Here is a 13,468-nt window from a genome sequence, read left to right on the forward strand (position 1 = left end):
GATTGGTTAACCCTAATTTAGCCTCATAAAGAAACTAAATGGACTTGTTAAAATTAACTTCCCTGTTAGTGATCTTTAAAGCCTAAACCTTATCACAATTGAAAGATCGCGCCGTGAAAGATGGGTATTTAATTAAATCTTAAAATTACCGCTGATTTTTTTCTAACAGTACCAATAATAATCACTGCTTTAATCTGCACATTTGCACATCTGTAATTGGCATACCTGCAATGATTATATCTGTCCCGCTCCGTATTATCGACTTGCATGACGATGGTTTCCACCCGCTGGTTGAAGTTATGCTGTTTGAAAAAACTTTTATTATGGTGCTGGATACCGGCGCGTCAAAAACCGCTTTTGATCAAACGGTGCTTTCCGAAGCCAATGAAACCATGAACATCTTAGCCAGCGATAAACTCTCCACTGGCCTCGGCACTAATACCATGGAATCTTTTACAGCAACAGTCAGCGACCTGCACATCGGCGACTTGCCTATCGCCGAATTTGAAGTAGCTGTGCTTGATCTTTCCACTATTAATGTGGCCTACGGCCAAATGGGGCACCCGCAGGTATTGGGTGTTTTGGGCGGAGATATTTTAATGAAATATAAAGCCGTTATTGACTATGGGAAACGGGTACTGAAACTAAAAAAGCCTTTGTCAAGCTTACGCGGTGCCTTATATATTCGAAGGTAATTTTAATTAATCAACAAGGGTTCGCTCCAAAAATACCCATTGGGTTAAAACAAAGCTATAATTGGCATAATGGTCAAAATGACAATTATAATTTTGATATCAATCGAATAAAAAGACAATAATTCCTAAAAAGAATATTTTTTTGTTATTTTCTATTAATAAATTCATAACATTTTATTTATATATTGCGTATAAGTTAATAGCGCTGGCCGGCTGCTGAAATTAATTCTTCTTTTACATCTAAAACGTAACGAAAACAATGAAAAGAAAACTATTATTAGGGATCGGACTAAGCGTGCTTGTCGGAGTCTCTGTACTATTCTCCTGTTCAAAAGACAAGGCTGCAAAAACTACAACCACCAGCCCAACCGCTATTCCGGATGATGTACTGAAAAGTATTACAAACTTAGGCTTCAGCACCGATGAAGTGCGCCGGCAGGGCGATGGCTATCTTGTTGAAGGAGATATCCTGCTCACTAAAGCTAATTTAGCCGAAGCAAGCACCAGCCCTACCTTAAGAATTGCCGATGTTGAGCAGTACCGTACCACAAACCTGGTTAAAAATCTACCCAGGACAGTAACCGTATCAGTTACAAACCTGCCTACTGTTTACCTTAACGCGGCTACCGCGGCGGTTGCACGTTACAATGCTTTAAACCTCACGCTTAAATTTCAAATGGTTAGCAGTGGCGGCACAATCGATATCATCGGCTTTAACGAGGGCCCAAGCGGCGGTTATATCACTTTAGGTTCATCAGGCTTCCCTACTTCATCGGGCGACCCGTATAGCCAAATCCAGATGAACACCAACGAACAGGCTTATGGCACTAACCCTGATCTGGGTTATGTAACATCAGTTATTCAGCACGAGTTGGGCCATTGTATCGGTTTCCGTCATACCGACTATATGAACCGCGCGTTCAGCTGCGGCGGCCGACATGTAAACGAAGGTTCGGCAGGCATAGGCGCTATCAACATTCCGGGCACACCAACCAAGGCAGATGCCGGCTCATGGATGTTAGCCTGCTCAAGCGGTACCGACCGTACGTTTAATGCCAATGATCAGATAGCGTTAAATTATTTATACTAATAACGCCTATAGTTGTTTTTTACATTTCGACTAAATAGCTTTATCAATAAAGGGGATGCTGCAGCTCCCCTTTATTGGTTTGATCACATTACCGCCTATGACAAAAAGACTACCTGTTACCGTATTACTCCTTTTTTTATGCTTTAAAGTGTCATGGTCACAAAAACACATGAGCGACGAGGCAATTGTTTCACTTTATAAAGCAACATCTTTATCTCCGCAAAAAAGTCCCAACCAGTATTACCTTGTAAAATTTAAAGATCCGGCACATATTGATAGCCGGAAATACAATATCATCAAACGGGTCTCCTATAACTATTATGTAGTATCATCAGTCTCTGCTATCAAAAGCGATGCTAATATTATAAATAACAGCGCCGCTTCCCCCATTTGGAAAGCTTCAGATAACCTTGCAAAAAACTGGAAGCAGCATCCGGCACACACACAAGCCATTGAGGTTACAGTTACAGCTGTTAATGACACCGTTATTAAGCACATTCAACAATCCGGAGCCATTACCGGTCAAACCGGCAACTTAGTACGTCTTAAAATCAAGTTAGAAAACCTACCTGCCTTACTTCAACAGGACTATATATTATTTGCCAATGAGGTGCGCCAACCTCATGAAGAACTTGCCATTAGCGATATCGATCTCGGCTTAAATACCATATCGGCCATAGGGGCTAATTTTCCGGGTATAACCGGATCCGGCATTAACGTTTCGGTAAAAGAAGACCGCTATGATAATGATCTCGACCTGTTAGGCCGCAGCTTCACATCCTTCAAAACATCCGATATCACATCAGGACACGCTACCACCATGGCGACCCTTATAGGCGGCAATGGCAACTCATATATCAAAGGCCTGGGAGTTGCGCCTAAAGTAAATTTCACGTCATCATCTTTTGCACAACTAATGCCCGATAGCACTACCATTTTTAAATCATTCAGAATTTCGGTGCAAAACCACTCATATGGTACCGGCATTGAAAATTATTATGGTGCCGAAAGTGCCGCTTATGATGAGCAGATCCTTGAAAATGATTCGCTGGTGCATGTATTTTCATCGGGGAATATCGGCACTTCTACGCCCGAAAGCGGGGTTTACAACGGTATAAGCGGGGTAGCCAACCTCTCGGGCGACTTTAAGCAGGCTAAAAATGTATTGGTGGTTGGCGGCACCGGCAGAACGGGTGCCCCCGAACCCTTAAGCTCGGCAGGACCCGCATATGATGGCCGCATCAAGCCCGAATTGATCGCGGATGGTGAGGATGGTACGTCTGGCGCTGCAGCCCTCGTATCAGGCACGGTAGCTTTGCTGCAGCAAGCTTATAAAACACAATATAAACAACTGCCATCTGCCGCGCTTATAAAAAGTGTACTCATTAACTCGGCTGATGAAACAGGCTCATCAGGTCCCAGCCATAAAACAGGCTATGGTTCATTGAATGCATTGGAAGCACTGCGCACTATCAATGAAAAACGCACTTTTACCGGCTCGGTTAGCAATGCTACACAAACAGACTATTCCATAACGGTCCCGGCAAATTGCAGGGAGCTTAAAGTTTCATTGGCCTGGAATGACCCCGCGGCGGCCGTTAATGCGCCATGGGCATTGGTAAATGATCTCGATCTTACTGTTACCACACCATCCGGGCAGCAAATTTTACCATGGGTGCTCAGCAGCTTCCCATCTGCCGATTCGTTATCTGCCCCGCCAAAAAGACGAGTGGATACATTAAACAACACAGAACAAATAAGTTTACAAAACCCCGCGGCTGGCACATACATGGTGCATGTTAAGGGCAGAAGGGTTACTGCCGGTGTTCAAAAATTTCATGTCGCCCACCAGGAGATCATATCAAACCGGTTTGAATGGATCTACCCGTCGGCCGGCGACCAGCTTTTTGCCGGCGAGGACAATTACCTGAGATGGCAAAGCTCATTCAATACCACATCGGGTACAATAAGCGTTAGCTATGATCACGGCCAAACCTGGCAGGCCATTAATAATGCCACCCTTAAAAACCGCTATTATACCTGGACAGCGCCCGATGTTTTTACCAAAACCATGCTTAAAATGGATATCGGCGGTCAAACTTTTACCAGCGCGGAGTTCAGCATTTCAAAACCTTTAACACTTGATATAGGGTATAATTGCGCCAGCGGCACGCTCCTGCAATGGAAACCCCAACCAGGCAGCACAGGCTACAACGTTTATACTATTAAAGATAACCTGCTTCAAAAACTTGTATCAACTGCCGATACCAGCATCATTATACCCGCGCAACAACAAACTTCAACTTATTTTGCGGTGAGCCCTACAGGTAGTGGTTTTGAGGGGCTAAAAAGTTATACTATTAATGCTACCACGCAGGGGGTTGGCTGCTATGTAAAAACATTATTGGCAAATGTAGTTAACAATACCGTTGTGCTTAACCTGCAGTTGGGCAGTGTTTATAATCTTAAATCCATCACATGGGAAAAAACTACAACTGCCGGCCAATACGTTACTTTAAATACCGTCCCGGTTAGTACGGCGGTGGATTATATATATACAGACAATAATCCCCGACAAGGCAAACAATATTACCGGGCAAAACTCACCACAATCAATGGCGATATCATATACTCCAACATAGCCGATGCTGTTTATTTACAGCCCAACCAATTTGTTATATACCCCAACCCTGTTGCCGGCCAGATCAATATCATCAGCGGCGATATCAATAATTACGAATTTAAACTATACAGCATCGATGGTAAGTTAACCCTGGTTAAAAGCATCAATGAATTACAAAACACCATCCCCGTAAACCTCGTGGCAGGCATGTATGTTTATACCATCGAACTAAATGGCAAAGTAGTTTACAATGGTAAACTGATAACAAAAAAGCCCTCCGGTTAACCGAAGGGCTTCATATACTTGTTTATTGAAAATTATTGACTAACAAATTTCTTAGCGTTGATCTTACGTTCGTTTTCGTTAAGATAGATCTTACGCAAGCGGATGCTTTGCGGCGTAACCTCAATATACTCATCGGCCTGGATATATTCCATTGATTCCTCCAACGAGAACTTGATAGCCGGAGCAATCCGTACGTTGGTATCACTACCTGATGCACGCATGTTGGTTAACTGCTTGCCTTTGGTTAGGTTGATAACCAAATCGTTATCGCGAATGTGCTCACCTAAAATCTGGCCCTCATAAATATCAACTCCGGGATCAACGTGAAACCTGCCACGATCCTGTAATTTATCAATTGCGAAAGCAGTAGTTTTACCGGTATCCATTGATACCAATACACCATTTAAACGGCCCGGGATCTGACCTTTCCATGGTTCGTATGCTTTGAAACGGTGTGCCATGATAGCCTCGCCGCCTGTTGCAGTTAACACGTTGTTACGTAAACCGATGATGCCACGTGCAGGGATATCAAATTCAAGGTGTTGCAAATCGCCTTTAGGCTCCATGATCAACAAATCGCCTTTACGTTGAGTTACAAGTTCAATTACTTTACCTGCAACATCACCCGGTACGTCAACAATCAGGGTTTCAACCGGCTCACATTTAACACCGTTGATCTCTTTAATAATAACCTGCGGCTGACCAACCTGCAATTCATAACCTTCACGGCGCATAGTTTCGATCAATACCGATAAGTGAAGGATACCACGACCATAAACCAGGTATGAATCAGGCGATTCGGTTTCAACAACCTTAAGCGCCAGGTTTTTTTCCATCTCTTTGTACAAACGATCGCGCAGGTGGCGTGAAGTAACAAATTTACCTTCTTTACCAAAGAAAGGTGAAGTATTGATGGTGAACAACATGTTCATGGTTGGCTCATCAATTTTAATTACTTCCAGTTGTTCCGGGTTTTCAAAATCGGCAATGGTGTCACCAATATCAAAACCTTCAATACCAACTACGGCACAGATATCGCCCGAGCTAACTTCAGTAGCACGTACTTTACCCAAGCCTTCAAATGTATAAAGCTCTTTTATTCTTGATTTTTGGATGGTGCCGTCGCGTTTTACCAAAGATACCGGTTGGTTTTCCTTAATGGTACCACGTGCCACACGACCGATAGCGATACGACCTACGAAAGATGAATAATCTAAAGAGGTGATCTGCATTTGTAAAGTACCTTCAGCAATAGGCGCCGGAGGAATGTTTTCCAAAATAGCATCCATTAACGGGAAAATATCCGTTGTTGGTTTTTTATAATCGGTGCTCATCCAGCCTTGTTTTGATGAACCGTAGATAACCGGGAAATCCAGTTGCTCTTCAGTAGCTTCAAGGTTGAAGAATAATTCAAAAATTTGTTCGTAAACTTCTTCGGGGCGGCAGTTCTCTTTATCAACTTTATTTACAACTACAATTGGCTTAAGGCCTAAAGCCAAAGCTTTTTGAGTTACGAAACGAGTTTGAGGCATAGCGCCTTCAAAAGCGTCGCAAAGTAATAATACACCATCGGCCATTTTCAATACACGCTCAACCTCGCCACCAAAATCGGCGTGACCAGGGGTATCAATAATGTTGATCTTAACATCTTTATACCTTACAGATACGTTTTTTGAAACGATGGTGATACCACGCTCACGTTCAAGGTCATTGTTGTCAAGGATTAACTCTCCGGTTTGCTCATTGTCCCTGAAAATGGCACAGCTGTGCAGAATTTTATCAACCAAAGTAGTTTTACCGTGGTCAACGTGCGCTATAATCGCGATATTTCTTATTTTTTGCATGAAAATGCTCCCTAAAATTTGGCGCAAAGGTACGCTTAATATATGAGATTATAAAGCCGTTTACAAGTTATAGTTAATAATTAATGTAATCAAAGTATCAAAAGGCAGTTAATACCTTATTTCCAAAAGCCCAAACCAAAAACTTAGCCATTGCTTTTCCCCAGGTAGCTGTATCATGGGAACCTCCTACTACTTCAATATATTGAATTTCTTCCGGGCGTTTAAAACCTTTGCCCTCCATTTCTTTGATCAGGTCTATGGTATCGTCAATGGCATCAATAATGCCGTTTTTATTACGGTCGGTGGTTTCATCTTTGGTTCCGGTTTGCAGCCACGCATTGATGGATGGTTTGATTTTGGTTTCCCTGATCACCTGGTGCATTAATCTGTCGGCATCGGTATAACCTTTAGCAAGGTCTTTTCCCCGCCACCAAAACGAACCTGAAAAAACGCCCGCTTTATCAAATAACATCGGGTTATTCCAAACAATATCAAAAGCAGATAAACCGCCGAGCGAAAAGCCTGCAAAGGCCGTTGTATCAAATTCAGTAAGGCTGGTTAATTGTAGTAATTGAGGCAATAGTTCTTCCTTTATAAATTGTGTATATACACCTGCTTTGGCACCCCGGCCTTTAAAATCGGGTTTACCGGCAATGCCATATTCATCCAGGCGGCTATCTCCGGCATGGATAGCTACGATCAGCAGCGGCTTAAGGCGATTGGTATTATATAATGTTTCGAGCGTGGTTTTTAATCCGAGGTTCTCAAGCTCCTGTCCGTCATTAAGCAGCAGCAGGTTTAGCGGTTCGGCGATATCACTGTCTTCCGGCTTCAGGATGGTTAAGGTCACTTCCCGCTCCAGCAGTGCCGAGGTTATATTTATTTCTTGTTCGGTTATTGTCATTTCAGTATCAAGCCAGCCCGGGTACATCTCTTTCTAAATTAAAATTAAGGGCGCAAAAATAAGCTATACTTTTTACTTTTTGGCGGCTAAGGATTAATATTATCAGGCTGTTGCCTTTTTCAAACAAACCTCCTAACTTACAATCATTATAAAAACTACAAGCTTTGACCGAAAAATTTCACCGCTGGCACTCACCCAACACCAACACCGACCTCGAAATGCTGGTATTCGGCGACCGCGGTTATCCTGTGATCGTTTTCCCTACTACCAAAGGCCGCTATTATCAAAACAAAGATTTCGGCCTGATCGAGAGTGTAAAATGGTTTATTGATAATGGACTGGTGAAAATCTACTGCCCCGATACTATCGACGACCGCAGCTGGTACAATAAAGGCATCCACCCGGCCGACAGGGCCAAAACCTATGCAGGGTACGATCGCATGTTGATAAACGAGCTCATCCCCTGGGCCATGCATGAAACAGGTGTTGGCAAGGTAGCTCTCGCCGGCTGTAGTTTTGGGGGCTATCATGCCGCCAATTTCGCGTTCAAACATCCTGAAAAGGTGAGGCATTTGTTTACCATGGGCGGGGCCTTTGATATTAAAATGTTTACCGATGGTTATTATGATGATAACATTTTTTATAATAACCCGGTCGATTTTTTGCCGGGCAGTAACCATCATGACCTTTGGCAAATGAACATTGTACTTGGTACATCCGAGTATGACATATGTAAAGGTTATAACATCCAGCTCTCAAATATTTTAAAACAAAAAAACATTAAACACTGGCTGGATGTCCGCCCTTTTGCCAATCACGACTGGCCCATCTGGCGCGAAATGTTCCCGCATTATTTATCAACGATTAAATAGAAACAAGAGATCAGGATTCAAGAAACAAGAAAATAATAAGGCAAGAACTTAAGAGACAGGAAAAAAATGAAAAAATAAAGAACAAGATTTACATCAACCTGAAACCCAAAGAAAAACAAACATAAAAACATCTACTACCATGAAAAAAATCGGTATCTTATTCGGACAGGAAGATTCGTTTCCGCAGGCATTTGTTGACCGTGTAAACCAAAAAGCAGAAAAAGGCATCAGTGCCGAGTTTGTACGGCTCGATAAAGTGATGCAGGCCGAACCGCTTGACTATGCTGTGATCATCGACCGGATTTCGCAGGATGTGCCTTACTATCGCGCGGCCCTAAAAAACGCCGCTATTTGCGGTACCGCGGTAATCAACAACCCTTTTTGGTGGAGCGCCGACGAAAAGTTTTTTAACAACGCCCTTGCTGTAAAGATCGGGGTTCCGGTACCTAAAACAGTGATCCTGCCATCAAAAGAATTGCCTGATGACACCACCAGCAAGTCGTTCCGCAACCTGGCTTACCCCTTGGACTGGAACGGAATTTTCAACTATGTAGGTTTCCCGGCTTACATGAAACCCTTTGACGGAGGGGGCTGGAAAGAGGTATACAAAGTGGAAAATGAGAAAGATTTTTTCAGCAAGTACGATAAAACCAAGCAATATGTAATGATGCTGCAGGAAGAAGTTGTTTTTGATGATTACTTCCGCTGCTATTGCATTGGCGGCAAGCATGTGCGAATTATGCAGTATGAGCCGCGCAATCCTCACCACCTGCGCTATGAGCATGGTAAAGCACCTGCATCTAAAAAGCTATTGGACACCATTAAAGATTATGTGATCAAACTAAACCAATATTTAGGTTACGATTTTAATACAGTGGAGTTTGCCGTACGCGACGGCATCCCATACGCGATTGATTTTTGTAACCCCGCCCCCGATGCTGAAGTTACCAGCGTTGGCCAGGAAAACTTTGACTGGGTGGTTGAAACCGCTGCCAGTTATGCCATTGAACGGGCTAAACAACAAAAAGATGGTCTGGATAACCTTACCTGGGGCGAGTTTGTAAAAACCTCGGCAGCAAAAATGCCCTTGATAGCAGTTGCAAAAAAAGCGACTGTTAAAGCAGATGTTTCCGTGGCTGTGGTTGACCATGCTATTGAAACAGAAGGGAAAGTGAAGAAAGCCACAGTAACTAAGGCACCGGCAGCAAAAGCTGCTGCTGCGAAAGAACCGGCAGTAAAAGCGGCAGCAGTGAAAGAACCCGCCGCAAAAGCAGCCGCTGTAAAAGAAAAAGCAGTGACTAAGCCTAAAAAAGCGGCTAAGAAATAAGAAGCTCCTAAACTCCCCTCTTGAGAGGGGGCGCGGTTGGAAAGAGCGATAGCAGGGGTGTGTTGTACGAATTATAAAATCAAAGCAAAACACACCCCTCCACCCCTCTCAAGAGGGGAATCGCACAATCCCGCCCTTTTGAAAATGAAATATCATAACCCCAACCAATAATGAACGAATTTACCTTAGGCGTTGAAGAAGAATTTATGGTGATTGACCCGGTATCGCGGGAGCTAAAATCGCATGAGCAAAAAATTGTGGATGCAGCCCAAAAAATCCATGAAGACCAGGTGAAAGCCGAAATGCACCAGGCTGTAGTTGAGGTGGGTACACATATTTGCCGCAATACCCAGGAGGCCCGCAAAGAGGTAAGTAAGCTTCGTACCACGGTAGCGCAACTGGCAGGTGATATTGGTCTGCGGATTGGCGCCGCGGGTACACACCCGTTTTCGCACTGGCAGCATCAATTAATTACCGATAACCCCAGGTATTTTGAAATTGTGGATGAGATGCAGGAGGCGGCCCGTTCCAACCTCATTTTTGGTTTGCATGTGCATGTTGGCATCCAATCCCGCGATATGGCTATTCACATTGCCAACCAGGTGCGTTATTTTTTGCCGCATGTGTATGCCCTTTCAACCAATTCACCATTTTGGGAAGGGCGGAACACAGGCTTCAAATCATTCCGTACCAAGGTTTTTGATAAGTTTCCGCGCACCGGTATCCCCGATTATTTCAGCAGCATTGAGGAGTATGACCGCTACATTAAGCTGCTCGTAAAGACCAATTGCATTGATAACGCCAAAAAAATTTGGTGGGATATCCGGGTACACCCTTTCTTTGAAACCATCGAGTTCCGAATTTGCGACTGCCCTATGCTGGTTGATGAAACCATCGCGTTTACAGCTTTGTTCCAGGCTTTATGTGCCAAGTTATACAAGCTCAGGGCGCAAAACATGAAGTTCATTAACTATTCGCGCGCGCTCATTAACGAAAATAAATGGCGTGCGGCCCGGTACGGTATCGACGGCAAAATGATAGATTTTGGCAAGGAAATGGAGGTAAACACCCGTTCGCTGATTTTGGAGCTGCTTGATTTTGTAGATGATGTAGTTGATGAACTCGGCTCACGAGATGACCTGCAATATGTACACAATATCCTGGAGCACGGCACCGGCGCCGACAGGCAGCTGGCTATTTATCAGCAAAACAATAACTTTGCCGACGTGGTGGATTATATCACTTCACAAACTTTGAAGGGGTTGTAGCCCCACCCAACGGCCCTCCCAAACCCTCCCCGGGAGGGAGGGCTTAAAAATCAGTTACATGGCAGATCAAATGAGACTAGTTATTTTTTTATTTAAAAAACAAAAAGTCTCCCCTACCGGGGGAGATTTAGAGGGGGCTCGCTTATGAAACCGGAAATAAAAGTAGCCATACTTGATCTGTATGATGGGATAGCGAACGAGGGTATGCGCGGTTTCCAGGATATTTTAAAGCGATACCGAACCGAACACGATCTGAATTTAACTTACCAGATCTTTGATGTACGCCGCAAATGCGAAATGGCCGATCTCAATTTTGATATTTATATATCAAGCGGAGGGCCCGGCAATCCATTGGAAACCGAGGGTACCGAGTGGGAAAAGAAATACTTTAACCTGGTTAATAAACTGGAAGATCACAACTTATCTAATAACAGCAATAAAAAGCATGTGTTCTTCGTGTGCCATTCGTTTCAGTTAATGTGCCGTTATTATAAACTGGGCGATATTAATATGCGCCGCTCCCCTTCATTCGGAGTATTGCCGGTTAATAAAACTGGGCTTGGCTTAAACGAACCACTATTTGAAGGTTTAGCCGAACCTTTTTACGCTGTTGACTCGCGCAGCTGGCAGGTGATCAATCCTGATGAAAAACGCTTTAAAGAACTGGGCATGCAACTGGTAGCAATAGAGAAAGAACGTCCGCATGTTGATTTACCAAGGGCAATGATGGCCATCAGGTATAACGATTATTTTTTTGCTACCCAATTTCACCCCGAGGCCGATGCTGGAGGTATGAAAGGGATGCTGCTTCGCGAAGAAAAAAAGGAGGAAGTCATCAGAGAACATGGCGAGGTTAAATATAAAGAGATGCTTGAACGCCTCGACGATCCGGATAAAATAACACATACCCAGCATACGCTTATTCCTAATTTTTTGGATATGGCGGTAGAGAACGTGTTGGGTGTAGTATAAACCACTACGTCATTGCGAGCGTAGCGTGGCAATCGCACGGAGGCCAGACCGCTCTGTATAGTATGCGATTGCCACGCTACGCTCGCAATGACATCACAATATGAAAGGTAATGAATCCACCAGCCAGAAAAACATTTAACGAAACATTCAGCGAGGAAAAGTACAGTCAATTTCTGAATCTTCTTAATGAAGGTCTACGTGAACCTGTTCCCTTCCGTGTTGCGGAAACACCGGTGTTTTTGACTGCCGATTTTCGTGATAAGCTCATCGCCGCCGGTAATGATATTACTGATACAATCCTCAAGCCCAATTTCAAAGAACTTACTGAGCGGGCTATCCCCGATTTTTGGCGGGTAGCCAATGAAAATGATCACCCGCATTTTATCGCATTGGATTTTGGCATCTGTAAAGATGAGCAGGGTAATATCGTACCCAAACTCATCGAATTGCAGGGCTTCCCTTCACTTTACGGCTTCCAGGTGCACCTGGGCAATACCTACCGGGAAGTCTTTGATATTCCGGCTGATGAAACTATCTTTTTTGGAGGATTGGGTAAGGAAAGTTATCTCGATCTGCTTAAAAAAACAATCATAAGCCCTTATCAGCCTGATGAAGTTGTGCTGATGGATGTAAACGCCCCGGAGCAAAAAACAGCGGTAGATTTTTATCTCACACAAAAATATATTGGTACGCCGGTGGTGTCTTTAGGCGATCTGATCCAGGATGGTAAAAAACTTTATTATAAAGTGGGCGATCAAAAGAAACAAATTAAACGGATTTATAATCGTTTAATATTTGACGAGATAGCGGGCGATCCGGATATTTTTACCACGACGGCCGATATCAGGCAGCCCCTTGAGGTTGAATGGATCACTCATCCCAACTGGTTTTACCGGATTAGCAAATTCACCATGCCTTTTTTAACGGGCGATTACATTCCCCAAACGCAGTTTTTGCACCAATTGAAGCAAATCCCTGCTAATTTGGAAAACTATGTTCTTAAACCGTTGTTCTCCTTTGCAGGTCAGGGGGTAATTATCGATATTAGTAAGGAAGACATAGAAACCATTACAGATCCTGAAAACTGGATCTTGCAGGAAAAGGTGAATTACGAGCCTGTTGTGCAATCGCCGGAAGGCGGTGTAAAAGCCGAGATCAGGTTACTTTATCTTTGGCCCGATGGGGATGAAAAACCTACGCTTGCCATTAACCTTGCGCGTTTAAGCCGCGGAAAAATGATAGGCGTACGTTATAACAAGCATTTTAATTGGGTTGGCGGCACAGTTGCCTTTATGCCGCGTTAAACTTTACACTAATTACCCTGTCTGTACGTATATATTAAATAATGCTTAATTTTGTCTTTATGAATATGCAAATCATCATTATCGCGATACTTTTTGCAGGCGCTGTTTTTTACATCGTCCGTATGATGTACAGGGCGCTTACCACCAAAAAAAGCTGTGGCGGCAATTGCAAATGTGGTGTCGATTTTTCAGGTATTGAACCCGGAAAAACCACCAAATAATGCCCAATTCTCATTTCATACAATCTTCATAAGTAACCCATACTTTTAATAAAGTAATTTTTC

General features: G+C 43.5%; 11 protein-coding genes. 9 read left to right on the plus strand and 2 right to left on the minus strand.

What is annotated here, in order from left to right; all coding sequences use genetic code 11:
- Positions 1-230: 230 nt before the first annotated feature.
- The 3 genes from ABIC84_RS26255 (at position 231) to ABIC84_RS26265 (ending at position 4,693) form a co-directional block, all read left to right on the plus strand.
- Positions 231-695, plus strand: a complete 465-nt coding sequence (locus ABIC84_RS26255; protein ID WP_429265496.1) for an aspartyl protease family protein — start codon at positions 231-233, stop codon at positions 693-695.
- Between the two features lie 259 nt (positions 696-954).
- Positions 955-1,785, plus strand: coding sequence for a M57 family metalloprotease (locus ABIC84_RS26260; protein ID WP_090533853.1), 831 nt, complete (start codon positions 955-957; stop codon positions 1,783-1,785).
- 97 nt (positions 1,786-1,882) lie between these two features.
- On the plus strand, positions 1,883-4,693 hold the full coding sequence (locus tag ABIC84_RS26265) for a S8 family peptidase (RefSeq protein WP_429265497.1): 2,811 nt from the start codon (positions 1,883-1,885) through the stop codon (positions 4,691-4,693).
- Positions 4,694-4,725: 32 nt separating this feature from the next.
- On the opposite strand, the gene typA is transcribed toward ABIC84_RS26265, so the two are convergent.
- On the minus strand, positions 4,726-6,537 hold the full coding sequence (gene typA / locus ABIC84_RS26270; protein WP_176622498.1) for a translational GTPase TypA: 1,812 nt from the start codon (positions 6,535-6,537) through the stop codon (positions 4,726-4,728).
- Positions 6,538-6,634: 97 nt separating this feature from the next.
- A complete protein-coding gene (locus ABIC84_RS26275) occupies positions 6,635-7,441 on the minus strand; it encodes an alpha/beta hydrolase (protein WP_429265498.1) in 807 nt (268 codons plus the stop codon).
- A 164-nt stretch (positions 7,442-7,605) separates the two neighbouring features.
- On the opposite strand from ABIC84_RS26275, the gene ABIC84_RS26280 reads away from it, so the two are divergent.
- The 6 genes from ABIC84_RS26280 (at position 7,606) to ABIC84_RS26305 (ending at position 13,405) form a co-directional block, all read left to right on the plus strand.
- The gene (locus tag ABIC84_RS26280; RefSeq protein ID WP_429265499.1) at positions 7,606-8,313 is read left to right on the plus strand and encodes an esterase family protein; all 708 of its coding nucleotides are present in this window, start codon (positions 7,606-7,608) and stop codon (positions 8,311-8,313) included.
- A 139-nt stretch (positions 8,314-8,452) separates the two neighbouring features.
- Positions 8,453-9,640, plus strand: a complete 1,188-nt coding sequence (locus tag ABIC84_RS26285; protein WP_429265500.1) for an ATP-grasp domain-containing protein — start codon at positions 8,453-8,455, stop codon at positions 9,638-9,640.
- A 170-nt stretch (positions 9,641-9,810) separates the two neighbouring features.
- On the plus strand, positions 9,811-10,908 hold the full coding sequence (locus tag ABIC84_RS26290; protein WP_090533867.1) for a carboxylate-amine ligase: 1,098 nt from the start codon (positions 9,811-9,813) through the stop codon (positions 10,906-10,908).
- Positions 10,909-11,052: 144 nt separating this feature from the next.
- Entirely contained in the window at positions 11,053-11,880 is an 828-nt protein-coding gene (locus ABIC84_RS26295) for a type 1 glutamine amidotransferase (RefSeq protein ID WP_429265501.1), read from the plus strand.
- Between the two features lie 110 nt (positions 11,881-11,990).
- Positions 11,991-13,184, plus strand: coding sequence for a hypothetical protein (locus ABIC84_RS26300; RefSeq protein WP_429265502.1), 1,194 nt, complete (start codon positions 11,991-11,993; stop codon positions 13,182-13,184).
- 59 nt (positions 13,185-13,243) lie between these two features.
- Positions 13,244-13,405, plus strand: coding sequence for a FeoB-associated Cys-rich membrane protein (locus ABIC84_RS26305; protein ID WP_429265503.1), 162 nt, complete (start codon positions 13,244-13,246; stop codon positions 13,403-13,405).
- Positions 13,406-13,468 lie beyond the last annotated feature (63 nt).

This window comes from Mucilaginibacter sp. 3215, assembly GCF_050433785.1.
In the GTDB taxonomy this organism is placed as follows: Bacteria; Bacteroidota; Bacteroidia; order Sphingobacteriales; family Sphingobacteriaceae; genus Mucilaginibacter.